This window comes from Exiguobacterium sp. MMG028 (genome assembly GCF_027947425.1).
Lineage (GTDB): Bacteria > Bacillota > Bacilli > Exiguobacteriales > Exiguobacteriaceae > Exiguobacterium > Exiguobacterium aestuarii_A.
Genome location: NZ_JAQJIN010000002.1, coordinates 347,283 through 372,045, shown reverse-complemented (window position 1 = coordinate 372,045; position 24,763 = coordinate 347,283). Strand labels below are relative to the sequence as shown.

27 protein-coding genes are annotated in these 24,763 nt (G+C 49.4%); 13 read left to right on the top strand and 14 right to left on the bottom strand.

All coding sequences use genetic code 11. The features are described from left to right. Positions 1 to 161 precede the first annotated feature (161 nt). The gene (locus tag PJK55_RS09035; RefSeq protein ID WP_271305547.1) at positions 162 to 1,691 is read right to left on the bottom strand and encodes a multicopper oxidase family protein; all 1,530 of its coding nucleotides are present in this window, start codon (positions 1,689 to 1,691) and stop codon (positions 162 to 164) included. 130 nt (positions 1,692 to 1,821) lie between these two features. On the opposite strand from PJK55_RS09035, the gene PJK55_RS09030 reads away from it, so the two are divergent. Both PJK55_RS09030 and PJK55_RS09025 read left to right on the top strand, forming a co-directional pair. Continuing rightward, positions 1,822 to 3,834 carry a heavy metal translocating P-type ATPase gene (locus PJK55_RS09030; RefSeq protein ID WP_271305546.1) on the top strand — a complete coding sequence of 671 codons (2,013 nt, stop codon included), beginning with the start codon at positions 1,822 to 1,824 and terminating at the stop codon, positions 3,832 to 3,834. Positions 3,835 to 3,892: 58 nt separating this feature from the next. Then, positions 3,893 to 4,837 carry a F510_1955 family glycosylhydrolase gene (locus PJK55_RS09025; protein WP_271305545.1) on the top strand — a complete coding sequence of 315 codons (945 nt, stop codon included), beginning with the start codon at positions 3,893 to 3,895 and terminating at the stop codon, positions 4,835 to 4,837. 18 nt (positions 4,838 to 4,855) lie between these two features. Here the strand turns inward: PJK55_RS09025 and PJK55_RS09020 are convergent, their stop codons facing one another. Genes PJK55_RS09020 through PJK55_RS09010 form a run of 3 tightly spaced genes read right to left on the bottom strand, consistent with a single transcriptional unit; the run spans position 4,856 to position 7,305 of the window. Then, a complete protein-coding gene (locus PJK55_RS09020; protein ID WP_271305544.1) occupies positions 4,856 to 6,265 on the bottom strand; it encodes a sensor histidine kinase in 1,410 nt (469 codons plus the stop codon). Continuing rightward, a complete protein-coding gene (locus PJK55_RS09015) occupies positions 6,262 to 6,936 on the bottom strand; it encodes a response regulator transcription factor (RefSeq protein ID WP_026825147.1) in 675 nt (224 codons plus the stop codon). The genes PJK55_RS09020 and PJK55_RS09015 overlap by 4 nt, the downstream gene beginning before the upstream one ends. Positions 6,937 to 6,966: 30 nt before the next feature. Further along, positions 6,967 to 7,305, bottom strand: coding sequence for a hypothetical protein (locus tag PJK55_RS09010; protein WP_271305543.1), 339 nt, complete (start codon positions 7,303 to 7,305; stop codon positions 6,967 to 6,969). Between the two features lie 168 nt (positions 7,306 to 7,473). Here PJK55_RS09010 and PJK55_RS09005 point away from each other — a divergent pair, with 168 nt between their 5' ends. Together PJK55_RS09005 and PJK55_RS09000 are read left to right on the top strand one after the other, a co-directional pair. Beyond that, positions 7,474 to 7,950, top strand: coding sequence for a DUF305 domain-containing protein (locus tag PJK55_RS09005; protein ID WP_271305542.1), 477 nt, complete (start codon positions 7,474 to 7,476; stop codon positions 7,948 to 7,950). A gap of 192 nt (positions 7,951 to 8,142) precedes the next feature. Further along, entirely contained in the window at positions 8,143 to 8,859 is a 717-nt protein-coding gene (locus PJK55_RS09000; RefSeq protein WP_271305541.1) for a peptidoglycan DD-metalloendopeptidase family protein, read from the top strand. Between the two features lie 43 nt (positions 8,860 to 8,902). Here the strand turns inward: PJK55_RS09000 and PJK55_RS08995 are convergent, their stop codons facing one another. Continuing rightward, on the bottom strand, positions 8,903 to 9,064 hold the full coding sequence (locus tag PJK55_RS08995; protein WP_271305540.1) for a hypothetical protein: 162 nt from the start codon (positions 9,062 to 9,064) through the stop codon (positions 8,903 to 8,905). Positions 9,065 to 9,151: 87 nt separating this feature from the next. Then, positions 9,152 to 10,069 carry a TerC family protein gene (locus PJK55_RS08990; protein ID WP_271305539.1) on the bottom strand — a complete coding sequence of 306 codons (918 nt, stop codon included), beginning with the start codon at positions 10,067 to 10,069 and terminating at the stop codon, positions 9,152 to 9,154. Positions 10,070 to 10,198: 129 nt separating this feature from the next. On the opposite strand from PJK55_RS08990, the gene PJK55_RS08985 reads away from it, so the two are divergent. After that, entirely contained in the window at positions 10,199 to 11,056 is an 858-nt protein-coding gene (locus PJK55_RS08985; RefSeq protein WP_271305538.1) for an SDR family oxidoreductase, read from the top strand. A gap of 38 nt (positions 11,057 to 11,094) precedes the next feature. Here the strand turns inward: PJK55_RS08985 and PJK55_RS08980 are convergent, their stop codons facing one another. The 6 genes from PJK55_RS08980 to PJK55_RS08955 all read right to left on the bottom strand — a co-directional run bounded on the left by PJK55_RS08980 (position 11,095) and on the right by PJK55_RS08955 (position 15,815). Then, complete coding sequence (locus tag PJK55_RS08980) at positions 11,095 to 12,627, bottom strand: methyl-accepting chemotaxis protein (protein WP_271305537.1); 1,533 nt, start codon at positions 12,625 to 12,627, stop codon at positions 11,095 to 11,097. A gap of 125 nt (positions 12,628 to 12,752) precedes the next feature. Further along, positions 12,753 to 13,478 carry a polysaccharide deacetylase family protein gene (locus PJK55_RS08975; RefSeq protein ID WP_271305536.1) on the bottom strand — a complete coding sequence of 242 codons (726 nt, stop codon included), beginning with the start codon at positions 13,476 to 13,478 and terminating at the stop codon, positions 12,753 to 12,755. Positions 13,479 to 13,586: 108 nt separating this feature from the next. Continuing rightward, the gene (locus PJK55_RS08970) at positions 13,587 to 14,228 is read right to left on the bottom strand and encodes a TVP38/TMEM64 family protein (protein ID WP_214744494.1); all 642 of its coding nucleotides are present in this window, start codon (positions 14,226 to 14,228) and stop codon (positions 13,587 to 13,589) included. Between the two features lie 78 nt (positions 14,229 to 14,306). Then, positions 14,307 to 14,738: a DUF1801 domain-containing protein gene (locus PJK55_RS08965; RefSeq protein ID WP_271305535.1), complete on the bottom strand. Its 432-nt coding sequence runs from the start codon at positions 14,736 to 14,738 to the stop codon at positions 14,307 to 14,309. Continuing rightward, the gene (locus PJK55_RS08960; RefSeq protein ID WP_271305534.1) at positions 14,735 to 15,091 is read right to left on the bottom strand and encodes a DUF2200 domain-containing protein; all 357 of its coding nucleotides are present in this window, start codon (positions 15,089 to 15,091) and stop codon (positions 14,735 to 14,737) included. Before PJK55_RS08960 ends, PJK55_RS08965 begins: the two co-directional genes overlap by 4 nt. Positions 15,092 to 15,149: 58 nt before the next feature. Next, positions 15,150 to 15,815 carry a haloacid dehalogenase type II gene (locus PJK55_RS08955; RefSeq protein WP_271305533.1) on the bottom strand — a complete coding sequence of 222 codons (666 nt, stop codon included), beginning with the start codon at positions 15,813 to 15,815 and terminating at the stop codon, positions 15,150 to 15,152. A 70-nt stretch (positions 15,816 to 15,885) separates the two neighbouring features. On the opposite strand from PJK55_RS08955, the gene PJK55_RS08950 reads away from it, so the two are divergent. The 6 genes from PJK55_RS08950 (at position 15,886) to PJK55_RS08925 (ending at position 21,129) form a co-directional block, all read left to right on the top strand. Continuing rightward, a complete protein-coding gene (locus PJK55_RS08950) occupies positions 15,886 to 16,479 on the top strand; it encodes an FMN-binding negative transcriptional regulator (protein WP_271305532.1) in 594 nt (197 codons plus the stop codon). Between the two features lie 143 nt (positions 16,480 to 16,622). After that, positions 16,623 to 17,666, top strand: coding sequence for an iron-siderophore ABC transporter substrate-binding protein (locus PJK55_RS08945; RefSeq protein WP_271305531.1), 1,044 nt, complete (start codon positions 16,623 to 16,625; stop codon positions 17,664 to 17,666). Between the two features lie 20 nt (positions 17,667 to 17,686). Beyond that, on the top strand, positions 17,687 to 18,688 hold the full coding sequence (locus PJK55_RS08940; RefSeq protein WP_371743019.1) for a FecCD family ABC transporter permease: 1,002 nt from the start codon (positions 17,687 to 17,689) through the stop codon (positions 18,686 to 18,688). Then, positions 18,685 to 19,716, top strand: coding sequence for a FecCD family ABC transporter permease (locus PJK55_RS08935; RefSeq protein ID WP_271305529.1), 1,032 nt, complete (start codon positions 18,685 to 18,687; stop codon positions 19,714 to 19,716). Before PJK55_RS08940 ends, PJK55_RS08935 begins: the two co-directional genes overlap by 4 nt. Next, positions 19,717 to 20,553, top strand: coding sequence for an ABC transporter ATP-binding protein (locus PJK55_RS08930; RefSeq protein WP_271305528.1), 837 nt, complete (start codon positions 19,717 to 19,719; stop codon positions 20,551 to 20,553). A gap of 177 nt (positions 20,554 to 20,730) precedes the next feature. Next, on the top strand, positions 20,731 to 21,129 hold the full coding sequence (locus tag PJK55_RS08925; protein WP_026825163.1) for a cytidine deaminase: 399 nt from the start codon (positions 20,731 to 20,733) through the stop codon (positions 21,127 to 21,129). A 32-nt stretch (positions 21,130 to 21,161) separates the two neighbouring features. On the opposite strand, the gene PJK55_RS08920 is transcribed toward PJK55_RS08925, so the two are convergent. After that, positions 21,162 to 22,106 carry a M23 family metallopeptidase gene (locus tag PJK55_RS08920; RefSeq protein ID WP_271305527.1) on the bottom strand — a complete coding sequence of 315 codons (945 nt, stop codon included), beginning with the start codon at positions 22,104 to 22,106 and terminating at the stop codon, positions 21,162 to 21,164. A gap of 111 nt (positions 22,107 to 22,217) precedes the next feature. Between PJK55_RS08920 and PJK55_RS08915 the strand changes: the two genes are divergently transcribed. Continuing rightward, the gene (locus PJK55_RS08915) at positions 22,218 to 22,436 is read left to right on the top strand and encodes a type II toxin-antitoxin system Phd/YefM family antitoxin (RefSeq protein WP_271305526.1); all 219 of its coding nucleotides are present in this window, start codon (positions 22,218 to 22,220) and stop codon (positions 22,434 to 22,436) included. Between the two features lie 61 nt (positions 22,437 to 22,497). Here the strand turns inward: PJK55_RS08915 and PJK55_RS08910 are convergent, their stop codons facing one another. Beyond that, positions 22,498 to 23,235: a GntR family transcriptional regulator gene (locus tag PJK55_RS08910; RefSeq protein ID WP_214779670.1), complete on the bottom strand. Its 738-nt coding sequence runs from the start codon at positions 23,233 to 23,235 to the stop codon at positions 22,498 to 22,500. Between the two features lie 143 nt (positions 23,236 to 23,378). Between PJK55_RS08910 and PJK55_RS08905 the strand changes: the two genes are divergently transcribed. Beyond that, positions 23,379 to 24,731: a 6-phospho-alpha-glucosidase gene (locus PJK55_RS08905; protein WP_271305525.1), complete on the top strand. Its 1,353-nt coding sequence runs from the start codon at positions 23,379 to 23,381 to the stop codon at positions 24,729 to 24,731. Positions 24,732 to 24,763: the final 32 nt, after the last annotated feature.

Sequence of the window (24,763 nt, the reverse complement as noted above, 5' to 3'; positions counted from 1 at the left end):
CCTCCTCGCAAACATTTGTACATTCATTCACAACAAGTATACGACATCGGAGCAAGAATCCCTATACAGCCAATAGTCCTAACAGAAACGGACTGGAATTGGGACGAATTATACGAATCACAACAAAAAAACTCCCCGCGTAGTAAGCGGAGAGATTCGATTCATTTAGTGACTTTCAGTTGCCCCATCATTCCATTTTCTTCGTGTTCGAGGATGTGGCAATGATACATGAACGTGCCGGTTTCGGTGAAGGTAAGTTCAATTTTTACCCGTTCATCAGGAGAAACAGCGACCGTGTCTTTCCAACCTTTCTCATGTTCGGCTGGTGGATTGCCGTCCCGACTGATGATTCGGAACTGGACGCCATGAATGTGGAAAGGATGCGTCATCCCACCCATCATGTCAGGTTTGTTCTCGATTTCCCATATCTCTGTATCCCCTTGTTTCACTTTTATGTCGATTCGGTCTGGATCATACGTATCGCCGTTGATGGACACCATATTCCCCATTCCAAACAGCGTGAGCCGGCGATCTGCTTTCTCATCTGTCGAACGCTCCATTGTTTTGGTCGTTGGAATATCGATGGACGTTTTGTCGAGTTCACCGACACGAAACGTGGTGAACGTCACCCCGTCCGCTTCTAAGGCCACGTCATCTTCTACTTGTGAAAAATCAATCAACACCTCGGCCCGTTCTCCTGGTGTCAATGAGATGGTCTTCATCTCGACCGGACGTTCTAGCGGACCGCCGTCTCCTGCGATTTGCGTCATAACCTCCCCGTTCGATAGCGTGAAGTCAAAATCACGTGCGTTTGAACCGTTGACGAGCCGAACACGGAGCGTCTCGGTCTGAACATCAAACGTAGTGTTGATGGCTCCGTTCGCAAGAATCGTATCGCCCGTCGTCCCGTCGACATTCATATGGGCATCGTAGTCAAGTTCACCATCTTTTGTGAAGAGTCGATCCTGTACGATAAGCGGGATGTCGTCGACACCGTAGTCATTCGGGAGACCAGTCTGAGCATCGTCGGTCACATAAAGAAGACCGGCGAGCCCTTTGTAAACTTGTTCAGCTGTCAATCCCATCGGATGGGGGTGGAACCATAGCGTACTCGGCTCTTGGTCGATATCGAGTCGAACTTGAGCACGGTCACCCGCTGCTACAGCTTGATGCGGCCCTCCGTCCATGTCGGCAGGAATAACAAGACCGTGCCAGTGGAACGTCGTCGGTTCATCCAATCGGTTGATTGTATCAATCACGACCGTCTTTCCTTTCGGCAGCTCGAGCATCGGTCCGAGTAAGTTCCCGTTATATCCGAGCGTCTCCGTTTTCTTCCCGTCTTGGAAAAATTGAGACACGCCTTCAGTCGCTTCCACCGTGTAATAGACAGTGTCCTCCGTGACTCGATCTGGTTGTAAGGCTTTCGGAATCGGGAGCGGGTGTTCCGGTTCGTCAGATGCCTCGAGTGCTTGCGTCGTTCCGTGTCCCATCGGTCCGCCATTTCCTGTCATTCCATCTTTGCCCATCATGTGGTCACCCATCTGCCCGGTTGACGAATCATTGCCCATCATATGATCTTGATCCATATTGTTATTATGGTTCCACGTCCCGTTGAAGAGGACGACTAACAGGACGAGGATGACCCCAATCAAAATCCCCGTCAATAGGAACCATATTCCTTTCGATTTCATCTTATAACACTCCTTCACTGTTCAGTCCTCACTTTGTTGTACCACCTAATTGTGAAAGAAACATGAAAGTCCAAATCCGTTTATCAGCATACCGCATAGGGGTATACAATTCGTGTAAAGGAGTGGATAAATGATGGAACATGAACACGATCAACATCATGAACATCATGAGGAGAGTCACGATTCTCATCATGGCGGACATGGACATGAACATATGATTGAAGACTTTAAACGGCGCTTTTTTGTTTCGCTCGGTCTAATGATTCCGATTTTGTTGTTGTCGGATATGATTCAAGAATGGCTTCGATTTGAACTTGATTTTCCATTTGAAAAAACAATCTTATTTGTCTTAGCAACGATTGTGTATGTATACGGAGGATGGCCATTCTTAAAAGGGAGTGTGGAGGAGCTGCGGGATCGTAGCCCGGGTATGATGATGCTCATTGGCTTGGCGATCAGCGTCGCTTACTTTTATAGCGCAGCTGTCGTCTTTGGATACGGAAGTGGGCATGACTTCTTTTGGGAACTCGCTTCACTGATTGTGATCATGCTACTCGGTCACTGGATTGAAATGCGTTCGGTCATGGGGGCGTCAAATGCGTTGGAGCAACTCGTCCAACTGTTACCGAACGAGGCGCATCGCATCAACGGGGAAGAGACGGAAGATGTCCCAATCTCTGAGCTGAAGGAAGGAGATCGGATTCTCGTCAAACCAGGGGAACAGGTCCCGGTAGACGGGAAGATTATCAAAGGACAGACGACAATCGATGAGTCGATGTTGACCGGTGAATCGGTCCCCGTCGAAAAGTCAGAAGGTGAGGACGTCATCGCAGGTTCCATCAACCAAGAAGGTAGTTTGACGATTGAAACAATCGGTACGGGAGAAACTACGTATTTGTCAAAAGTCATCGAGTTGGTGAGCGAAGCACAAAAATCGAAGTCACGTGCTCAAAACCTAGCGAATCGTGCAGCAAAATACTTGTTTTACATCGCGATTGCTGCTGGAGTCATCACGTTCACCATCTGGTTCATGCTCGGCTACTCGGTCGGGACGGCGGTCGAACGGATGGTAACGGTCATGGTCATCTCATGTCCCCATGCACTCGGACTGGCGACACCGCTCGTCGTTGCCGTCTCGACAGCGCTATCGGCGAAACAAGGCCTTCTCATCCGGAATCGGACCCAATTTGAAGAAGCACGTCGCCTCGATGCCGTCATCTTTGATAAGACCGGTACGTTGACGGAAGGGAACTTCGGCGTCACGGACGTACAGGCGAGCTCATCTTTCACAGAAGAAGATGTATTGCGATTAGCGGGTGCCGTCGAACGGGAGTCGCAACATCCGCTCGCTCAAGGAGTTTTGAGAGAAGTCGAGAAACGGGAGTTGAAATTGTCGGCTGTCGACAACTTTGGGTCGATGACAGGTGTCGGGTTAGAAGGGACGGTCGACGATGCGCATATACAAGTCGTCAGTCCACGTCATATCCGTGATCAACATATTCAAATCGATGAAGAGACGTTCGCACGACTTTCGGAAGAAGGGAAGACCGTCGTCTTTGTTTTGAAGGACGGAGAATGGGTCGGAATGGTTGCGATGGCCGATCTAGTACGGGAAGAGGCGAAGGAGACCGTCGAGGCCCTTCGTGAAAAAGGCATCCGCTCCATCATGTTGACGGGTGACAACGAGAAGGTCGCGCATTGGGTCGCGGGTCAGCTCGGTATCGATGACGTGTATGCCGAAGTATTACCAGACGACAAGGCGAACCAAGTGAAAGACGTCCAAAAAGATGGAAGCAAAGTAGCGATGGTCGGAGATGGGATCAATGATGCCCCGGCCTTAGCGCAAGCGGATGTCGGCATCGCGATCGGGAGCGGGACAGACGTTGCTGTCGAGACGGCAGACATCGTCCTCGTCCGCAGTAATCCGAAAGATGTCCTATCGATTTTGGAACTTTCACAAAACACGTATCGGAAAATGATTCAAAACTTGTGGTGGGCCGCTGGGTACAACATCGTCGCCATCCCACTCGCTGCGGGCGTGTTGGCGCCAATTGGCATCATCCTATCACCAGCCATCGGTGCGGTCTTGATGAGCTTGAGTACGGTCATTGTCGCTATCAACGCCCGACTTTTGAAGATTTAACAAGTTTTTCATCTTTAGCACATATGCTAGATGGGATGCTAATGATGGAGGGATCGAGATGAAACGAACGTTAATGTTATCACTATTACTGACTCCCCTGCTCTTGTCGGCGTGTGGAGCAGAAGAGTCGCCATCGGATACAAACCAATCAGAAAACGAAACGACAGCGACACAAGACGCATGGCAACGGGTAGGAGCGGATGAAACGGTCTCCCACATCCACGGGGCTGGATTTTGGCAAGATGACGAACGTCCTGTCATCGCGACGCATGCCGGATTGATGGAATATCGAGAAGACGGTTGGTATACGCTTCCGACAAATCGCCATGACTACATGGGATTTGAAGTCGTCGAAGATGGATTTTATGCGAGTGGTCACCCCGATCGTCGGACAGATTTCAAAAACCCACTTGGGGTCATGCATGGAAAAAATCATGGGGCGGTACTCGAAAGTCGGTCGCTTGAAGGCGAGGCAGATTTTCACTATATGAGCGCCGGTTATGCCACGGGTACACTCTACGTTTATTTGGAAGAAGCGACCTCGGAGCTAGAGCCGGGATTTTATCGTTCCATCGATGGTGGGAGCTCATTTGAACCGATGCAGGTACAAGGAATAGAGGAGACGCAAGTGGCAGGAATCGTCGCCGATGCGACGGATGCGGAGCGCGTCTTCTTGTACGGCCCGTCAGGCATCCTCGTTTCGAATGACTCTGGAGATTCGTTCGAGCCACTCATCGAGTCGGAACAAGTTGTCACGGTCGGTGCGGACGATGGGCAGTTGGCCTACATTCGACAGACAGATGGTTCATTCGAAGGGGTTCTTTTCAACTTAGACAATGAATCGACAGAGACGTTCAATCTTCCAGAGCTTCAAGCGGACGCTGTGCCAATCGAATTGGCCATCAAAGAGGAGCGCATGTTGCTTGTCACATCGGATAACAGTGTATATGAGTTTACAGACGGGGAATGGGAGATGCGCCTCGACAAAGGTGAGCTCAACTGATCAAAAGACGCCTTTCCATTAAAGGATAGGCGTCTTTTTGTCGAGTGGAAGCGTGACTGTGAAAGAGGTGCCCGATGCGTCAGAGGTGACTGTCAATTCTCCGCCGTGACGGTTGACGATTTGGTCGGCGATGGCGAGTCCGAGTCCACTGCCACCGGTCTGTCGGGACCGTGATTTTTCCACACGATACAGGCGGTCAAAAATGTGCGGTAAATCTTCTTCAGGAATGCCTTTCCCATTGTCTGTAATGGTCAGGATCAGGTGAGTGTCCGTGACGTTTGAACGCAGGGAGACATGAGAGGCCTCACTATGCTCAATCGCATTATGGGCGATGGAGCGGAAGACTTGGAGCATCCGGTGCCGATCTAGTGTAAGAGCGATGTCTTGTTGTCCCGCGTTCGGTGCAGCATCGAAGCGAATCGTTGTCATCCGGAACATCGTATCGAGCATTCGACGTAAGTCCGCACAAAACGTCGTGACGGTCACTTCTTCTCGGTGCAACAAGAACGTGTTTTCATCGAGCTGTGCCAATTGAAACGCATTTTCGACGAGTTCCGTGAGCGACCGGCTTTCATCTAAAATCGTTTGAATCGACTGTTTGCGTAATGATTCGGGTGTGCTTTCTTTCGAAGCGATTTCGGCGTAACCCCTCAAGTACGTGAGAGGGGTCTTGATTTCATGCGATAGGTCGGATAAAAACTGGCGACGTTCCCGCCGTAGTCTTGATAGTTCCACTGACATCGATTCGATGGCACGCGCTAATTCACCGATTTCGTCGACACGATTCGTCGGTAACTGTAAATCGTCTGGGTTTGTCAATACGTTCTCCGTTGCTTGTTTCAATGATTGGATCGGTTTTGAAATCAGTCGGCTCAAGAGGATGAACGTCAAAACGGTCGTCACGAGTGCAATCGCCGTGATATATAGGAATCGCCACTGGAGCCGATGGCTAATTCCATGAATGATTTCGGTCGGTAAAAACATATAGACGTATCCATAACGGGTGTCGGTATCATCTGTGATTGGTGTACGAACGCTCAAATACGGTTCGTGTTCCCAGTCGTCCTCGAGGATAGTCGTGTCGTTGAAGGGACCAGTGCGTTTTTTCGCATCGACGGTGTCGACTAAAACTTGAGGAAAAGAGCGTGAAGTTTGTAGCGCCTCATGAGTCGGATCGGTAATGGCGACTTTCGTGTCGGTCTCACTCTCCATGGTGGCCACGTGACTGATTGTTTCTTCCGAAAAGTTCATGGCCAAAACGCTCGCATGGCTCTCGGCCCGAGATTCGAGTCGATTGATTTCTTCTACAACGCGTTCGCCGAGAAGCGTATGATAGAGGAGAAGGAACAACACACCTTCAATCAATAGGGTGGATAGGAGAAAGACGAGGCTGATGCGAAACGGTAGACTGTTACGACTCCGCTTCATCCGGAACGCTCCTCTGTCCATCGATAACCACGTCCCCATACCGTTTTTAAATAATCATCAATCGGAAATCCTGCATCCCCTAACTTTTCTCGAATCATACGAATATGCGCATCAACGGTGCGTGGGTCGGATTCTGCAGAATAGGGCCAGACGAGGTCAAACAAATCTAGGCGATTGAAGAGGCGATTCGGGTGCTGAAGGAACAGTTTCAAGATGGCCGTCGCTTTTGGTGTGAGGACAATCTCTTGTTCTTCATACAAAACGCGTCCGCTCTCTTCATCGTAACGTAGTGGTCCGTATTGGATGTTGACGACACGGGTTCGGCGCAAGACAGCGCGAATACGGGCGAGGAGCACATTCCCATCGAACGGTTTGGTGACGTAATCATCCGCTCCGGCATCTAATCCTTGGATCGTTGTTTCATTGTCTGAACGTGCCGTCAACAAGACGACAGGTAATGCCGGGTCCATCGTCTTTAACTGACGACAAAGTGAGATCCCATCTACTTCTGGCATCATAATATCTAAAAGGACAAGATCCGGTCGCTCTTCGATTTTGTCGAGTGCGGAACGAGCATCGCTCGCCTCTATGCAAGAGTACCCATCACCCTCAAGAAACAGACGAATCAAATGTCTCATCTTTTCTTCGTCGTCTACAATGAGAATCTTCACCTTGTACTCCTCCTTTCTATGTTCCTATTATTATCGTTCCGCGTGCTTCGCGTGATTTCCTTCCGTGGCGAAAAGAGTCTGGAGTTGTTCGCGTGCGCGTGCGACGTCTCGACAGTAAATGACAGGCACTCTCGCGTCAATCGGGCGATCCGTGACAATGGCGACTGCCCCGTTCCGGATGGCCGCCTTCACTAAATCAACACCCCGTTCATTAATCGGACGCTCGCATACATATAAAAAAGTTTTTTTTATTTTTTCTGGTGTCGTTCCGATGCCGTGAATCGCCATCTCTTCAGGACGGTCGAGATACGACCAAGATAAGACAGAATCCAGTGTTGCCAATACATCATGTAACGTCAGCTCTTGCATTGTCGTTCCCCTTCCTTGCGTCAACTCAATTTCACTAGTGTACCCGACGTTTGTGAAAAAGAAGTGAAAAGCTATGAGAATACGCCGTAACTAAAAAGTAGGTAGGTTTGAGTGTAGAGCAACTAGGTAAAAGATTTTCTACATGCATAACAAGAAAGGGTGAATGAGATGAAATCGTACGGTAAATTTGGAATTATGATCGCGGTCTCTACATTTATTATGTATTGGCTCATGTATTTAAACGTGTTTCAGTTCAATCATATCTTCTATAGTCAGACGAGGTTGTATATGGCACTCATCATGGGATCGGTCATGGCATTCGTCATGCTTCTCTTCATGTGGGGGATGTATAAGAATAAAACCCTCAACTTTATCATCCTAGGGGTCAGCGCCCTTGTCTTCAGTGCCTCGCTCTGGCTCGTACGTAGTCAGACGACGGTCGATGACGTCAGTTGGATGAAGGCGATGATTCCTCACCACTCGATCGCGATCTTGACGAGTGAGCGCGCTGAAATCGAAGATCCGCGCGTCAAAGAACTGTCGGAAGAAATCATCAAGGCGCAGCGTCGTGAAATCGAAGAGATGAAGCAATTGATTAAAGATTTAGAAGAGGAAGAAGAGAACGCAGAAGAGAATCAAGAGTAAGAGATATACACAGCCGAGCGGCTGTGTATTTTTTGCCTTAAGGAAAAATAAGGGAAGTAAGTTATATTTTGTTTTCCTTTATTTGAAATATAAATGACATATTTGTCGGTTCATTTTGGTGGTAAAATTTTTTCATCAAGATAATATAAAAAATAAAAATTTAAATACATAATTGAAAGGATTTACCATAATATGAAACGAAAGATGCTCTCCCTCCTCTGTGCTGCGTTGCTCATTGTCGGAATCTTCACCCCAGCCGGTACGCCTGCTGAAGCGGCGACCACCTATTATGTCAAAGTCACGACCAACAGTTTAAACGTCCGTTCGGGCCCAGGCACGACGTATGCAATCGTCGGCAGTGCCAAGTTAGGACAATCGTTCAAATACCTTGGCGTGAGCGGGGGATGGACGAAAATCAACTTTAATGGCACAGCCCGTTACGTATCAAGTACATATGTGAAGAAGTATAGTGTGACGACACTCTCAACGACGTCGACAGCGAAGATGGTCATCCCGACAAAAGGGACGTTGACGCAAAAATATGGTCCGGCGAGCGGGCAATACGGCTACACGTTCCATAACGGTATCGACTTGGCGGCACCGAGAGGGACATCGGTCGTGGCAGCCGCGTCTGGACAAGTCATCGTCTCCCGAAATTACGGGGCGTATGGGAACCACATCATGATGACCCATCAGTTGAACGGACAAACATACATCACGGTGTACGCGCACCTCGACCGCCTCAATGTCGTGAAAGGACAGACGGTCGCAAAAGGTGCGACAATCGGAGCCGTCGGGAATACCGGCAACTCGTTCGGAAACCACCTCCATTTCGAAGTACACCGGAACAGCTACGTGTATAGCAGTTCATCCCCAGCAAACAGCATCAATCCGTATACGATGTTTTAACGCAACAGCACGCGCCCCATATTTGGGAGCGCGTGCTTTTTGGTTAGTGGATGGTCGTTCGCTTGTTTCGTCCGATTTGGTTGGCGACGATCAGGCTCGCGCCAAGGACGACACCGAACACCAATCCGAATAAGTTATTAAAGAGTAACATGAGGATGATCCCGAAGACGAGACCGATACTCATGAGGCCAATCCGATCAATCATAGTGAATCCCCTTTTCTATAGTTGTGCACCTCAATGATTACCCGCTTTTCAAAGAAAGAACACCGACGAAATGGACCGATTGATTCATTATACGTGTTTGGACGAACGAGGTTTCGTTTTGTAGAAACTATAGAGGACGCTGATCAAGATGACGAGAACAATCGTCCCGAGTGACATCCAAATCGGCATCTTGTATACATCGCCTAAAATCATTTTCGCCCCGATAAAGACGAGCATGAAACTGAGGCCGTGTTTCAAGTAATAGAAGCGGTCAATCAAGTTGGCGAGGACGAAGTAGAGACTACGGAGTCCGAGAATCGCCATGATGTTCGCATAGAAGATGATATACGGGTCACGCGAATACGCAAAGCTCGCGGCGACCGAATCGACGGCGAAGACGATATCCGACAATTCGATAAAGATGAGCGCGATGAAGAGCGGTGTGAAGAACAACTTCCCGTTGATCCGTTTCGTGAACTTCCCAGATGAAATATCTTGCGTGATCGGAAGACGTTGCTCGAGCCAACGAATCGTCTTGTTCTCTTCAAGTGACTCGTCTTTTCCGATATTCTTGTACATCATCCAACCTGTATAGACGAGGAATGCCCCGAACACGTAATACACCCAACCGAAGTTTTCTAACAGCGATACCCCAGCGACGATGAAGACGGCGCGGAAGAAAATGGCTCCGAGAATCCCCCAGAACAACACTTTGTGCTGATACTTGAGCGGGATGGCGAAATAAGCGAAGACAAGGGAGAAGACGAAGACGTTATCGATGGCGAGTGCCTTCTCGATGAAGTATACGCTCGCATATTCCGTTGCCGCCGTACTACCTTGCGTATAGAACAACCATCCCCCGAATACGATGGCAACCCCGATCCAGACGAACGTCCATGTCCATGCCTCGCGGAGCGAGACTTCGTGTGCCTTGCGGTGGAACACCCCGAGGTCAAGCGCAAGCATGAAGATGATGATGAGTAAAAACCCGATGAGTAGGGTCAATAACAATTCCTATTTTTTAAGTTCATATGAACTTAAAGTCAAATGTTATTTTTGTTGGCAGGTGCCGTTACGTTAATTGCATGAACAGAACGGGAATATGGTCTGAAGCATGAGAAAGGGGATGACCGCATGAAATATTTAGTCACCGGGGCAACCGGTAAATTAGGATCAAAAATTGTAGAGGAGTTACTCAAATCCATTGATGCGAGTGACCTCGCGGTTAGTGTACGAAATCCGGAGAAAGCAACATCGCTGAAAGAACGTGGGGTTGATGTACGCCACGGAGATTTTGATCAGCCGAACACACTCGATGAAGCGTTCAAAGGTGTCGAGCGTCTGTTGATCATCTCGGCAGATGGCGACAACGACACGCGGATTCGTCAACATACGAACGCGGTCGAGGCGGCAAAACGGGCTGGTGTCTCCTTCATCGCCTATACAAGTCTCGCCGATGCGACAGACAGTGAGAACTTGATGGCACCCCCACACGTCGTCACAGAAGAAGCAATCGTGGAATCGGGGATTCCGTATGCGTTCTTGCGGAACAACTGGTACTTAGAGAACGAATTGCCGAGCATGCAGGCAGTCGTTGACGGGGCACCGTGGATTACGGCGGCTCGGGACGGGAAGGTCGGCTGGGCGCTTCAACAAGACTATGCGGAAGCGGCGGCGAATGTCCTGTTGAAAGAACAGCAAGAGAGTGCGGTGTATGAATTGTCAGGACCGCTCCATACGCAAAAAGATTTAGTCGATGCACTCAGTGAAGTGTTAGGACGTGACGTCATGATGCAGGAGCTGAACCTTGAGGCATATGAAGAGACGATGCGCGGGGCAGGGATGCCTGATGACGTGGTCGCACTTCTCGCCGGCATCCAGCGAAGCATCCGTCAAGGAACGCTCGAGATTCACGAGAGCGACTTTGAACCGGTTCTCGGACGTCCGGTCACACCATTACAAGAAGGAATTCGTCAATTGCTCGACCGATAAACAACATGCCCCCGACCGGTTGGTCGGGGGCATTTGTGTTAGGCGCGGGATGCGTGATCTTCGAGTTGAGTCGTCACATCTTCAAGTGCGTTCGCCGTGACGGCGAGGCGGTCCGACATAGAACTGAGTTCTTTTTGGACAGCGACCTGTTCTTCCGTTGCGGCGGCCACGTGGTGAATCTGTTGTTGCAGTTCACTTGAAGCATGTTTCGTCGATTCGAGGCGTGTCTCGAGCGTCTCCATCTGCGTTGTCACGAGTTGTCGTGTCTCTTGAATCGAGGCAATTTGTGCATCGATTTCCGATACGTCTTCCGTAAGACGCCCGAAGACAGCCGTCACGTCGTTCGTGACCGTTTGGCAGTTTTCAGTCGCTTGTTTGAAGAGGTGAGCCGACTTCGAGACGACCGTCGTATCTTCCATCAATCCACCGAGGACGCGTGTCATTTCCGATGCGTATTCCCGAGACTGGACGGCAAGCTTCCCGACTTCAGAGGCGACGACGGCGAATCCACGACCAGCTTCTCCGGCACGGGCCGCTTCAATCGATGCGTTCAAGGCGAGCATATTCGTCTGTTCACTGATCGAACCGACTTGCTGCAAGATACCTTGGATTTCAGAGGAACGATTCGTCATCGTTGCGACAATCTGCTCGAGTTGCTCGGATTCCGTAATGATTTCATGTACTTTTTCTTCCATGAGACGCATATCCGTATTCCCGGAGAGGGCGTCTTTGGCGATGCGGGATGAGGCTGCTGCCGTTTGCGCCATCCGTTCCTGGATGAGTGCGGTCAGCGAACGGATGGATTGAATCTCATCCGCACCTTGTACCATGGAAGCTTGTTGAGACGAAGCGTGGGCGACGATCGGATCGACTGTGATGGCGATCTGTTCTCCCGATTCGAGCGACTGATTCGCAGCCGATTCGAGTTCTTCCGCATGACTATTCAAGGATTGAACGAGGGAACTGACGTCTTGAATCGCTTGTCGCAACAACTGTCGCGTCTCTTGTTCGTGCGCCTCGACACGTTCCGTCTCCTTGTTGCGGAAATGGATCTGGGCGACGAGTACGGCACTGAGCAAAATTAAGTATACCGCGTGGACGAGCAACAAGCTGAACGGATAATCACTCGTTCCGCAAATGAGCGCAGGGAATAAAAAATACCCTGCTAAATGCTGTACCGTAAAGATGGCGGCACTATACAAAATCAAGTCGATGCGGCGCATGAACGACAGGATGGCCAAGACGACAAAGATGGAGAAGTGATACTCAACAAGCCCTTGTCCGCCGGCGACCGTCGAGATGCTCGCAAAGGTGAGCGTCAGCATCATCCAATATGAGAACATCTTGCTTTCTCGCTTCAGGCTGACGAGCATCATCCCGAGGAAGACGAGTGGGAGTGCGAAGAGCACCCATGTCACATTCGAGTACACATAACCATCCGCACCGTTTCGTAAAATCGTATACGTATAGGCAAATTCCGTGAAACGGTGAAGCAAATGGACGACAACCGACGTCACCACAATCAATAACGTCGTCAACAACATCAACTGATTTCTTTTCATCAAACTCATGTTTCTTTCCTCACATTCTGGTGTTCATTAGTTGTAGCTCTATACATATCGGACGAAGTTCATAGAAGTTTATAGAAATTGCATGTTCGACACAAAAAAAGGAGCGCGGGCTCCTTTTAATCTGATCAATGTGATTTGCCATACCATTTATTGTAGAAATGATACGATTCCTTTGCCTGATCTGTTGTCAAAAATACAAACTTCTCACGTGTCAAATGTCTCAACATATAGGAGAGAGATTCTGGAGAAGTGGCGTGATCGTGCATTAAGACGATAGACGCCTGATAGTAAGAACGATGGGCCCGGACTTGTTTAATCGTTTGGTAGCGCATCGTCTTCTGGTCCTTTTTGTATTTCCAGTCGAGCGTATCAACGTTCCAGTCCCACATGTGGAAGCCGGCCTTCTCCATCGCCTGGCGATGTGCTTTTGTCATATGGGGCACACTTCCGTATGGGACGCGAATCGTCGTCGACTTCACACCGGTAATATCAAAAATCAACTGTTGAACCTGTTTCATCTCGTTGACCGCCGTTTTCGGTGAACGATAAAAGGACTTTTTGTCGTGGGTCATGCTATGTAGCCCGATGGTATGTCCTTCGTCAACAATCCGTTGAAGAATAGCTTCATTTCCTTTGATTTTCTTTCCAAGAATAAAGAATGTCGCCTTCACGTTGTAGCGTTTCAGGACGTCGAGCAATTTAGGTGTGTACTGATTCGGTCCATCATCGAACGTCAGATAGACCATCTCACCTTTGTTATAACGAGGGTGGAACTCGTTTGCGGAAGCCGGGACAGAGGAAATGACCAAGAGGAACACAGTGAATAGACAGATGATTGATTTTTTTAGCACGAATCGATTCTCCTTCAATTACAAAGTGGATATTATTCCCACATATAATTTACAGGATTAGGGTTTATGGATTCAAACGCCTTTTTGCGAGGAAGGAAAATCGGTTTCTCAATTTAAGCCAAGCCACTTCTTGACGGGCTCACGGAAGATGTATGTGATGACAATCAATCCGACGAAGACGAGTGCGGCGATGAAGATCGTCGTGACGCTACCTGATGCGAGGCTCGCCCCGAGGAAGCTGTAGGCGAACGTCCCTGGAATCATGCCGAGCACGGTCGCCGGGACGAACGCGCGGAAACGGACGCGCGAGATGCCTCCGGCGTAACTGAGCAAGTCGAAACTGACGAGCGGGATGAGTCGTAAGACGAACACGTATAAGAAACCGCGGCGCTCCATCTGGGTGAATAGCTTTTCCGACCACGGATAGCGATCGACGTTGACGACCGAACGTCCAAAGAAGCGTCCCATGACGTAACCGGTTGTCGCAGCAGCGGTCGCCCCGATGATGATATAGAGGACCCCTGGCCAGACGCCGAACGCGAGACCGGCTCCAAGTGACAGCACGGACGTCGGTAAAAATGCGACCGGACCGATGGCGTAAAGGAATATAAAGAATAGAGGACCCCAAAACCCAAACGACAAGACGATGTCCCGAATGTCAGACGGACGCAACTCATAGTGGAAATGGGTGATATAGAACAACGTGCCAAACACGAGTAAGAACAAAGTGATTTTCAGCCAGCGTGGCATGAGGCGTCCCTCCTTTTTTCTAAGCATACCGTATACTCGGTTCACAAAATAAAACGAATGTGCGAAAAAACCGAAGCGTTAGCCTCGGTTTCCTTCATAGCGCTGAATCCATTCATCGACAGTCATCTTCTCGACGAGTTCCCCGACCAAATCAAACGGGATCCGTTTCACGTTATTGAAGCGAATACAGCTTTTCCCCATATCGAGTTTCGTCGGGACGCGACTCGCATACTCCTGTTCGAACCAGTCGAGCAATTCAGGGTCGGCGTAAATCCCCATATGATAAAGTCCGACATGGCGCTTTTGCGCAATCACGCTGACAAAGGGAAGCGGTGTACCCGGAGTGACATGATAACCAGACGGATATCGCTCGAGCGGGACGACGTAATGGACGCCGTGTCCGTCCGTCGTCTTTTCAAAGCCTTCTGGTAAATGATCATCGATGACCTCGATTAAATGAATGAAGGAATCGAGCCGTGCCTCGTCCACAAGTGTCGTCACGTCCATCATAATTCGCCTCCCCGTAGAATCTTCTCCATTTTCTTCCCCTTCGCCAACTCATCGATGAGTTTATCCAAGTAGCGAATCTCGCGCATGAGCGGCTCCTCGACGTTCTCGACACGGACCCCACAGACGACGCCTTTGATGAGGGCGCGATCTTCATTCAGGCGAGGTGCTGAAGCGAAGAATGTGTCAAAATCAACTTGATCCTCAATTTGACGTTCGAGTCCGGTCTCATCATAACCCGTCAACCACTCAATGATCGTGTCGACCTCTTGTTTCGTCCGTCCTTTTCGTTCGGCTTTCGAAACGTAATGTGGATAGACGCTCGCAAAGCTCGTCGTGTAAATACGATGTGCCATCTTTCTCCCTCGTTTCGGTCCTATTTTCTCTATTTTCTCATATTTCGACCGAAGCAGGTTAGACCCATTCCAAAATCCCGTTCAAACCTTCATAAATCGTATCCGGTTCCACATCGAACGCTTCAAACGGCAAGTCGTTCCGATTGATCCAGGTCGCATGGAAGCCGAAGTTTTTCGCCCCGGCGATGTCCCATCCGTTCGACGATAAGAAGAGCACCTCGTCACGACGGAGACCGGACGTCTTGAACCAATGCATATAGGCGGCTGGCGTTGGTTTCGGTTGTTTGATTCCGTCGACGCTGACGACCTCATCGAAATAATCGGCAAGACCGGCGTTGTGAAGCAGTGCCTCAAGCATCTCGTCCGTCCCGTTCGAGAGGATGACGGTCTTCACGTCATGCAACTCTTTCAGGACTGATTCGACCTCCTCATATGGGGTCAGGTGCGCATACGATTCAATCAGTCGTTGTTCGATGTCCTTCGTTGATGTTGCGTCGTGGACGGCGAGCGCGTAACGGAGTGCGTCCCGGGTAACCGTATCGAAATCTTCGTAGCGCCCCATCATGTGGCGCCAAAAGAAATACTCGAGTTGTTTCGTCCGCCATACTTGGCTGATGGCTGCTCCTTTTTCAGGGAACTCTTGTTCACAGGCGTCCTTCACCGAATGGACGTCGAATAAAGTGCCGTATACGTCAAAGACGATGGCTTTGATAGTTGGTTTCATAAAAACATTCCTCCTTCTGTGTCGTTATACCCGTCTTGTTCAGAATATAATAGGAGAAAGGGGGTCCGACATGTATATTCCAAATCAATATTCCGTCAAAGAACGAGCTGAGATTCATGCATTTCGCCATGCCCATCCGTTCGGCACGATTGTGACGCATGACGGGGACAAACCGATTGCGACACACGTCCCGTTACGATTCGATGAGGCAAATGGACAACTGACGACACATATTGCGAAAGCGAATCCGCAGTGGCGAACGATTGAAGATCAGACCGTTCTCGTCATCTTTCAAGGACCAGACGCCTACGTCTCGGCGTCGTGGTACGGTCATGAAGACGTCTCGACATGGAACTATCAAGCCGTACACGTGTATGGACGTGCGACGATTCTCAATGAGAACGAATTGATTGAAGAACTCGCAGGATTGCTCCATGAGCACGAAGGGGAGCGTGAGCATGCGGTGCGTTGGGAAACATTATCGGAACCGGTGAAGCGACAGATGCAGGGCGTCGTCGGGTTTCGGATTGACATCACCGACATGCAGGCGACGTTCAAGTTGAGCCAAAACCGAAGCGACACAGACCATGAGCGAATCGTGTCCGAGCTTGAAAAACAAGATGAACCAATCGCAGACGTCATGCGACGGCATCGAAAGACCTAAGCAACCTGTCCTAAAACGGCAGGTTTTTTCATATTTCTTTGCCGAATAGCGGTTGACATGACTTAGGAGCAGGTCTATACTCATAAATGATAATGATTATCAGTATCGAGAAAATAGAGAAGTTTGAAAAGGAGAAAAATCACGTGAACAACACATTGAAGAAATGGTTACATATGTTCATTTTTGTATCGGCTTTTGCACTCATCTTAGCCGGTTGTGGTTCGGAAGAAGCTGAGAACGCTTCTACGAATGAAGGGACAGAAGAATCGGCAGAAGGTTACCCGATCACAATCGAGCACGCATTCGGTGAAACGGTCATCGAAGAAAAACCAGAACGTGTCGCAACGATTTCTTGGGGGAACCATGACGTCGCACTTGCCCTCGACGTCGTACCGGTCGGATTCTCGGCTGCGAACTACGGTGTCCAAGACGACAGCGGTATGCTTCCATGGACAGCAGAGAAGTTGAAAGCACTCGGAGAAGAGAATCCGAACATCTATCAAGATACAGACGGATTAGACTTTGAAGCAATCGCGGATTCAAACCCAGACGTCATCTTGGCGGCATACTCAGGCATCACGCAAGAAGATTACGACACGCTCAGCCAAATCGCACCGGTCGTGGCGTACCAAGAAACACCTTGGGTCACTTCATGGCAAGACATGGTTCGCTATGACTCACTCGCAATGGGACTCGGTGAAGAAGGCGAACAGTTAATCAAGGATACGGAGCAGTTGATCACCGACAAAGCGACAGCCGTTCCTGAGATTGCTGGAAAGAAAGCCGCATTCGTCTCGATGAGCGCGGAAGACCTTTCAAAATTCTATATCTATACAACGGGTGACCCACGTGGTGCCTTCATCGAAGAACTCGGGATGGAGTATCCACAAAACATCTTAGACGAAGCAGAAAAAACAGACAGCTTCTATCTCGAGCTCAGCAAAGAGAATGCTGATATCTTGAACGACGTCGACATCTTCGTCACTTACGGAAATGAAGATACGTTGAAGGCGCTTCAAGCGGACCCGCTCTACAGTAAAGTACCAGCCATCGAACGCGGATCGGTCGTCTTGATCGAAGATAACACGCCACTCGCAGCGGCAGGAACACCGACGCCACTCTCGATTGAATATACAATTGATGAGTACGTCTCACGCGTATCGGATGCGCTCGCGAAAGTAAAATGATGCAACATCAGGTGAAGCAGATGCATACCCCGAAGTACTTCCCGCTCTTGTTGATTGGGACGCTCGTACTGACGGTGCTATGTATTCTGGCATCCCTTGCCTTCGGCTCACGGACAGTCGGGTGGAATGAACTGCTGGACGGTTTATTCCGCCCGGCTGTTCAGTCGTATGAAGCGGACATCGTCCGGGAACGGGTCGTCCGGACAATCTTCAGTTTCATGTGCGGGGCAGCGCTCGGTGTGGCGGGGGCACTCATGCAGTCGGTGACGCGTAACCCGATCGCTGACCCGAGTATTCTCGGGGTCAACACGGGAGCGGCGCTCGCCGTCGTCATCGGAATCGCGTTTTTCAACATCTCGACAGCGAGTGCGTTCATCTGGTTCGCGCTCGTCGGGGCGTTGTTGACGGCCATCTTTGTCTTTGGCATCGGCTCGCTCGGTCGAGGTGGGGCGACCCCGCTCAAACTCGTCTTGGCGGGAGCAGCGACGAGCGCGGCATTATCGTCTCTCGTCATGGCGCTCATGATCCCGCGCTCGAACGTCATGGACCAGTTCCGCTTCTGGCAAGTCGGGAGCGTCGGGGCAGGAAACATCGATTCCATCTATACGTTTTTACCGTTCTTATTGATTGGTCTCGTGATCGCCGTCGTGACCGCCCCTTCCTTGAACGCACTCGCGCTCGGGGAAGAGATGGCGAAGAGTCTTGGCGTTCGAACGGGTACGTTGAAGCTGACCGCTTCGTTCGCAGGCGTCATTCTGTGTGGGGCGGCGACGGCACTCGCCGGACCGATCGGATTTATCGGGCTACTCGCCCCGCATTTGATTCGACTCGTGCTCGGTCCAGACCAGCGTTATCTCATGCCGATGTCTGCTCTAGCCGGTGCCATCATTCTGACCTTCTCGGACGTCATCGGACGTTTGCTCGGGAGTCCGGGAGAGCTTGAGGTCGGGATTGTGACGGCGTTCATCGGGGCGCCGATCTTGATTCTATTGACGATGAAAGTGAAAGTACGAGGATTATGATGCAACCAGCGATTGAACAAATCAGACAAGGACGCATGAAGCGCCGCCGTCGTTATGTTGGGATGACGCTTCTCTTGACCGTCATCGCGCTCACGCTGAGCGGCTTGATGCTTATGCTAGGTAATACGATTTATCCCGTTCAGGACGTCATCCGCGTCTTGCTCGGGGAAGACGTGCAAGGGGCGACGTTCGCCGTTGAGGTTCTTCGTTTACCACGCATGCTCGCCGGTGTCTTCGCCGGGGCGGCGTTTGGTGCCGCGGGAACGATTTTCCAGACGATGCTTCGTAACCCGCTCGCCAACCCGAACGTCATCGGCATCACGACCGGTTCGAGTGCGGCGGCCGTCTTCTGTATCGTCGTTCTCCAGTCGAGTGAAGCGGTCATCTCGATTGCGTCGATTATCGGAGGTCTCGTGACGGTGCTCGTCATCTATTTCCTCTCTAAAGGGGCAGCCTTCTCCATCGGTCGCCTCGTCTTGGTCGGGATTGGGATTCAGGCGATGCTCACAGCGGTCATCAATTACTTACTGCTCATCAGCCGACAAAATGATGTCGCGATGGCGATGCGGTGGTTGACAGGAAGCTTAAATGGGGCGAAGCTAGAAGAGTTGCCGCCTTTAATCATCACGGTACTCATCTGTTTACCGATTGTATTGTTACTCACCCGTCAGCTCGAGATGCTCGAGCTCGGTGAAATGGCGGCGACAGGGCTCGGGATCAATACGAACCAAACCCGATTACTTCTCATCGTTGCGGCGGTGTTTATGCTCGCTCTCGCGACAGCGACGACGGGACCAATTGCCTTCATCGCCTTTTTGGCGGGACCGATTGCCAAACGCCTCGTCGGGACGAGTCACGCCGGGATCTTGCCGGCAGCGCTTGTTGGTATCATCTTAGTACTCGCAGCCGACCTCGTCGGACAATTCGCCTTCACGGCACGCTATCCGGTCGGTGTCATCACCGGCATCATCGGCGCGCCTTATCTCTTATACTTGTTGATTCGGATGAACCAGAAAGGGGACTTCTAAATGGCATCCATTATGAAAGTGGAACATCTCACCTCAGGATACGAGGACAAGATGATTTTGAACGATATCAGTCTTGAAATTCCGAGCAACCAGATTAGCATCATCATCGGTGCGAACGGTTGCGGGAAGTCGACGCTACTGAAGACGATGGCACGGCTCATCAAACCGAGTGCCGGTCAAGTGACGCTTTATGATAAGCCGATCTCGAAGATGGCACCGAAAAAGCTGGCACGTGTCCTCGGGATGTTGCCACAGTCCCCGGTCGTACCGGAAGGAATCACGGTCGCTGATCTCGTCGGTCGCGGTCGTTATCCGCATCAATCGTTCTTAAAGGGATGGACGAAAGCTGACTATGAGGCTGTCGCCGAGGCGATGGAAATGATGAACATCACGGAGTTCGCGGATCGTCCAATCGATGAGTTGTCAGGCGGACAGCGCCAACGTGTCTGGATTGCGATGGCTCTTTCCCAACAGACGGACGTCCTCTTTTTGGATGAACCGACGACGTATCTCGATATCACGTATCAGGTCGAAATTCTCGACTTGTTGACGGATTTGAACCGAAAGTACGGCACGACGATTGTCATGGTGCTTCACGATATCAACTTGTCGGCGCGTTATGCGGACTATATCTTCGCACTCGACAAAGGGAAGTTGATTGCCGAAGGGAAGCCGTCGGATGTCATCACGTGTGATTTGATTCATCGGGTCTTCAATCTTCGCTGTTCGGTCATGTGTGACCCGGTATCCGGTTCACCGTCCGTCATTCCAATCGGTCGCCATCACGTGCAGCCAGAAACGGAAGAAGCGCCTGTCGCGCAGCTTGAGTTGGTATAAAGATGAATCTGAAGGGAGGAGGAGCGGAAGTTCCTTCTTTTTTATGTCTCTATGAAAGCGTTCTAAAAAAGTCGTTGACTTCTCTTTGGGGCGGGTGTATGCTATAAATCCTGCCCAAAAATGAGAGGCATGGGGACTGGCATCAGTTCATTCGATATTCGAGAGGAATGACTTAAGATGAACCAACAACAATTAGTCGAGCGCGCACGCCAATTGAAGGACAATGCGTATTCACCATATTCGAAGTTCCGCGTCGGTGCGGCACTTCTCATGAAGGACGGCACGGTCATCGACGGTGTCAACGTCGAGAACGTCTCGTTCGGAGCAACGAACTGTGCAGAGCGTACTGCGATTTTCACAGCAATCGCTCAAGGATACAAAAAAGGTGACTTCGAAGCAGTTGCCGTGTCTGGGGACACGGAAGACTTCTTGCCACCTTGCAGTATCTGTCGCCAAGTCATGGTCGAATTCGGTGACCCTGACTTCAAAGTACTTCTCACAAACGGCAACGCCGATGTGAAAGAAGTGACGCTTGGGGAACTCGTTCCGCTCGCGTTTACAGATTTGGATATGTGATCACGGACCTCTCAGATTTCTGAGGGGTTTTCTTATCCGAAAAAGCGAAAGAATAATCGCGGGATGGCCTGAATGATGTAAAAAAGCAGTTCTGAAAAATCGAGAGCTACGAGCCCATTTGACCAACTATCCTCTTCGCGGGAAGTGACCACTTTTCCACGCACAGGTCGCTTTCGGCCTTTCCATCGAATCGGGAGGGCGGTCGCGGTGTCCACATCTGGGTGATTCATGACACGCATATGCAAACGCGGTTCTAATGTGTTTCCAGAGCGTCCGCAGCGGGCAATCACCTTTTTGGTTTTCACTTGGTCTCCAACTTTGACGATAATCGAACCGCTCTCTAAGTGGGCGAGAAGACTGTATTCATCATGTTTATGTTGAATGAAGACGTGATTTCCGAGTGGATGATCAGGATTTGATTCATCTGGTAACCCATCGACGACCTGATAAACTGTACCATCGAGTGGTGACAGAACTTGTTCTCCGAACGCATACGAGCCATTCATCCCAACTTTTCTGCGATTGTAAGGTTGCTGATCTTTTGTTTTCAAAAAGTCATAGCCATCACGTTTCTTTCGAATCGGTTCATGAAGATACATCCCGACGTTCGTCCCTTCCGAGACAACAAACCACTGCTCTTTGAATGGAAGGTGGTATTTGTTTTTCGTGAAAGGATTGGTCTCTTTTGAAGAGGATGTGACCGTCATCTGAATGGATTCAATCTGATTTACGCGATTGAATTGAACGGACAATAACTTCTCTTTTCGGAAATCCGACCATAATACACACCGATTCCCATTCAACACCATCTCATTGAGCAGACGATAGCGCCGAATTCCATGATGAAACGAAGACGCTTCGTGATGAAACGTGTCCATGGAATAATGAGATTTGCACGAATCGGTCATTTGATGATAAATGTCATCGAACTGACCGTTTTTGAATAAGTGGATGAACTGTTTGTTCTCGTGATGCATGTGCATTCCGCCTTTGTGTATGAGTGGTCTTTTATACGAATCTAAAAACATAGATGTTTCGTCATTCATAAAAAATCATAATATAATAGGCGTAAATGAGGAGTGATGTGAATGTCTACGATTCCATACCAGAAAGCGCAAAAAAAGTTGAACCGCTTGCTTCATCAAGTATGTGAAAATGACGAGACGATTTTCATCTCGAAAGAAGGCGGGAAGAATGCTGTTATCATTTCTGAACGAGAATATAATAGCTTGTTAGAAACCATTTACCTGACGAGCAGTCCAAAAAATGCTGAGCGTCTATTTGAATCCCTAAAGCAGCTTGAATAGCATTAGTCTAATGTTGAAACATATGATTTTGTATTAACAAACACCCAGTGAATCGTTGAATTCACTGGGTGTTTGTCGTTTCATGTCTTCGACCGGCACGGATGATAAAGCGATACTCCTCACTCTTGAAATAGGTTTCGGTGAACTCAAAGCGACTGCCATCCATGAGAAACGAATAGAGTTCGACTTTGAGTATCGGTGTTCGATCGCTCACCTCGAGCATTTCAGCAATTTCTTTCGTCGGTAAGACGGGGATAAATTCCTGAACACTATCGGCAATCTTCAGGTTTTTGACATTTTCAATGTAATCGTACTTCGACCGTGTCATTACCTCATACGTTAAATCCGGAAATAGTTGGAGTGGAAGATACGTATCTTCGACAATGAGTGGTTCTCCGTTCGCAAAGCGTAAACGACGAATGTAGTAGACAAGAGCATCTTCATCGAGCTCGAGTATTTCCCTTATTTTTTCAGTCGGAGGTTGAACGGTGAAAGTAAGTACTTTACTCGTGACGTCCTTTCCTTCTCGCTTCATGTCTTCAGTAAAGCTTTTTAATTCGTACATATTATGTTCAATCTTTTCGGATTGTACATACGTGCCGCTCCCTTGTCGCTTCCAAAGCAAACCTTCTTCTTGAAGTAGTTTGACGGCTTGTCGAACCGTGACTCGACTCGCTTTGAATTCCTCGACGAGTTGTGCTTCTGTCGGAATCGCTTCACCGGGCGCCCAATCGCCGCTCTCGATAAATGTGCGCATCTCCTGAGCAATCCGCTGGTATAGCGGAGATTTGGCTTTCATGTAGATAACCTCCTGATTGTATACGTTCATTACTCATAGTATACAAAAATAAAACGTTTTCAAAAAGGTGTTGACGGTTTAAATAATATGTATTAAATTTGTATTGTAATCAATTAGGTATGTATTGAAAGGGGAACGCACACATGAAAACACCACAGCGTCTCGTAGTCGTCGGTGGAGGTAGTACGTACACAATCGGCATGATCATGAGTTTGATTGAGGAAAAAGCACACTTCCCACTTCGTTCCATCACGTTTTACGATACAGATGAATTACGTCAAGAACGTGTCGCGAAAGCGAGTGAAGTCATCTTGCGTGAGCATTATCCAGAACTCGAGTCGTTCGAATACACGACGGACAAAGAATATGCTTTTAAGGATAAGGATTTCTTCTTCGTCCAAATTCGGACAGGTGGTTTGGAGATGCGCGAAAAAGATGAGCAGATTCCGCTTCGACATGGCGTGGTGGGACAAGAAACGTGTGGACCGGGCGGAATGTCATACGGGATGCGCTCAATCGGAGATATGATTGAACTCGTCTCTGACATTCGCACCGGCTCACCGAATGGCTGGATCTTAAACTATACAAACCCTGCTGCGATTGTCGCCGAGGCGCTCAAACGTGCATACCCGGACGATCAAAAAATATTAAACATTTGCGACATGCCGGCAGCAATTATGGTGAGCTATGCGAAGATTCTTGGTAAAGAGATTTGGGATCTCGTTCCGGAATATTTCGGACTCAACCACTTTGGTTGGTTCACAGGTATCTTCGATAAAGAAGGAAATGAATTGACTGCAGATATCAAACGCGCCATTTTAGAAGACGGTTTCATCCCGGAAGATTCGGAGATTGCGAATGACCCATCTTGGATCAAGACGTTCAAACAAGTAGAGAAGATGCTGACGGATTTCCCAGAGTACTTACCGAATACGTACCTTCAATATTATTTATATCCATCTGACATGGCAGAAAAAGAAGATGTCACGAACACACGGGCGCGGCAAGTAATCAACGGACGTCAAGAGCGTGTCTTCTCGATGTGCGATCAGATTATTCAAGATGACTCGCTCGAAAATGTTCACCTTGAGGTCGATATTCACGGCTGCTATATGATTCGGGTCGCTGCTTCGCTAGCCTATAATAACGGTGATATTTTCATTGTCATGGTGAAAAATGATGGTATCATTTCGAACTTGCCAGACGATGCGATGGTTGAAGTGCCTGCGATGCTTACCAATCGTGGACCGAAACCATTCGCAGTCGGAAAGATTTCTCGTTTTTACAAAGGAATGATTGAAGGGCAGCTTGCTTACGAGCAACTTGTCGTCGACGCATACTTCGAAAACAGTTATGAGAAGGCACTTCAGGCGTTGACGCTAAATCGTACAGTCGTCGATGCACCAATAGCTCGTCGAATCTTAGATGATTTGATTGAGGAAAACAGAACGTACTGGCCGGAATTAAAATCGGGCGAGACAGTAGCAATACGGTAACTAGAGAGGGGAGGCAATCCCCTTTCTCATTG

Bases quoted from the DNA above. Each gene is read 5' to 3' on its own strand.
- PJK55_RS08940 (WP_371743019.1), top strand. From the start codon at position 17,687: ATGCATACCCCGAAGTACTTCCCGCTCTTGTTGATTGGGACGCTCGTA.
- PJK55_RS09005 (WP_271305542.1), top strand. From the start codon at position 7,474: ATGAAATCGTACGGTAAATTTGGAATTATGATCGCGGTCTCTACATTT.
- PJK55_RS08920 (WP_271305527.1), bottom strand. From the start codon at position 22,106: ATGCATCACGAGAACAAACAGTTCATCCACTTATTCAAAAACGGTCAG.
- PJK55_RS09000 (WP_271305541.1), top strand. From the start codon at position 8,143: ATGAAACGAAAGATGCTCTCCCTCCTCTGTGCTGCGTTGCTCATTGTC.
- PJK55_RS09010 (WP_271305543.1), bottom strand. From the start codon at position 7,305: ATGCAAGAGCTGACGTTACATGATGTATTGGCAACACTGGATTCTGTC.
- PJK55_RS08995 (WP_271305540.1), bottom strand. From the start codon at position 9,064: ATGATTGATCGGATTGGCCTCATGAGTATCGGTCTCGTCTTCGGGATC.
- PJK55_RS08910 (WP_214779670.1), bottom strand. From the start codon at position 23,235: ATGAAAGCCAAATCTCCGCTATACCAGCGGATTGCTCAGGAGATGCGC.
- PJK55_RS08960 (WP_271305534.1), bottom strand. From the start codon at position 15,091: ATGGCACATCGTATTTACACGACGAGCTTTGCGAGCGTCTATCCACAT.
- PJK55_RS09030 (WP_271305546.1), top strand. From the start codon at position 1,822: ATGATGGAACATGAACACGATCAACATCATGAACATCATGAGGAGAGT.
- PJK55_RS08980 (WP_271305537.1), bottom strand. From the start codon at position 12,627: ATGAGTTTGATGAAAAGAAATCAGTTGATGTTGTTGACGACGTTATTG.
- PJK55_RS09035 (WP_271305547.1), bottom strand. From the start codon at position 1,691: ATGAAATCGAAAGGAATATGGTTCCTATTGACGGGGATTTTGATTGGG.
- PJK55_RS08955 (WP_271305533.1), bottom strand. From the start codon at position 15,815: ATGAAACCAACTATCAAAGCCATCGTCTTTGACGTATACGGCACTTTA.
- PJK55_RS08985 (WP_271305538.1), top strand. From the start codon at position 10,199: ATGAAATATTTAGTCACCGGGGCAACCGGTAAATTAGGATCAAAAATT.
- PJK55_RS08930 (WP_271305528.1), top strand. From the start codon at position 19,717: ATGGCATCCATTATGAAAGTGGAACATCTCACCTCAGGATACGAGGAC.
- PJK55_RS08915 (WP_271305526.1), top strand. From the start codon at position 22,218: ATGTCTACGATTCCATACCAGAAAGCGCAAAAAAAGTTGAACCGCTTG.
- PJK55_RS08925 (WP_026825163.1), top strand. From the start codon at position 20,731: ATGAACCAACAACAATTAGTCGAGCGCGCACGCCAATTGAAGGACAAT.
- PJK55_RS09025 (WP_271305545.1), top strand. From the start codon at position 3,893: ATGAAACGAACGTTAATGTTATCACTATTACTGACTCCCCTGCTCTTG.
- PJK55_RS09020 (WP_271305544.1), bottom strand. From the start codon at position 6,265: ATGAAGCGGAGTCGTAACAGTCTACCGTTTCGCATCAGCCTCGTCTTT.
- PJK55_RS08935 (WP_271305529.1), top strand. From the start codon at position 18,685: ATGATGCAACCAGCGATTGAACAAATCAGACAAGGACGCATGAAGCGC.
- PJK55_RS08970 (WP_214744494.1), bottom strand. From the start codon at position 14,228: ATGCCACGCTGGCTGAAAATCACTTTGTTCTTACTCGTGTTTGGCACG.
- PJK55_RS08950 (WP_271305532.1), top strand. From the start codon at position 15,886: ATGTATATTCCAAATCAATATTCCGTCAAAGAACGAGCTGAGATTCAT.
- PJK55_RS08905 (WP_271305525.1), top strand. From the start codon at position 23,379: ATGAAAACACCACAGCGTCTCGTAGTCGTCGGTGGAGGTAGTACGTAC.
- PJK55_RS08965 (WP_271305535.1), bottom strand. From the start codon at position 14,738: ATGATGGACGTGACGACACTTGTGGACGAGGCACGGCTCGATTCCTTC.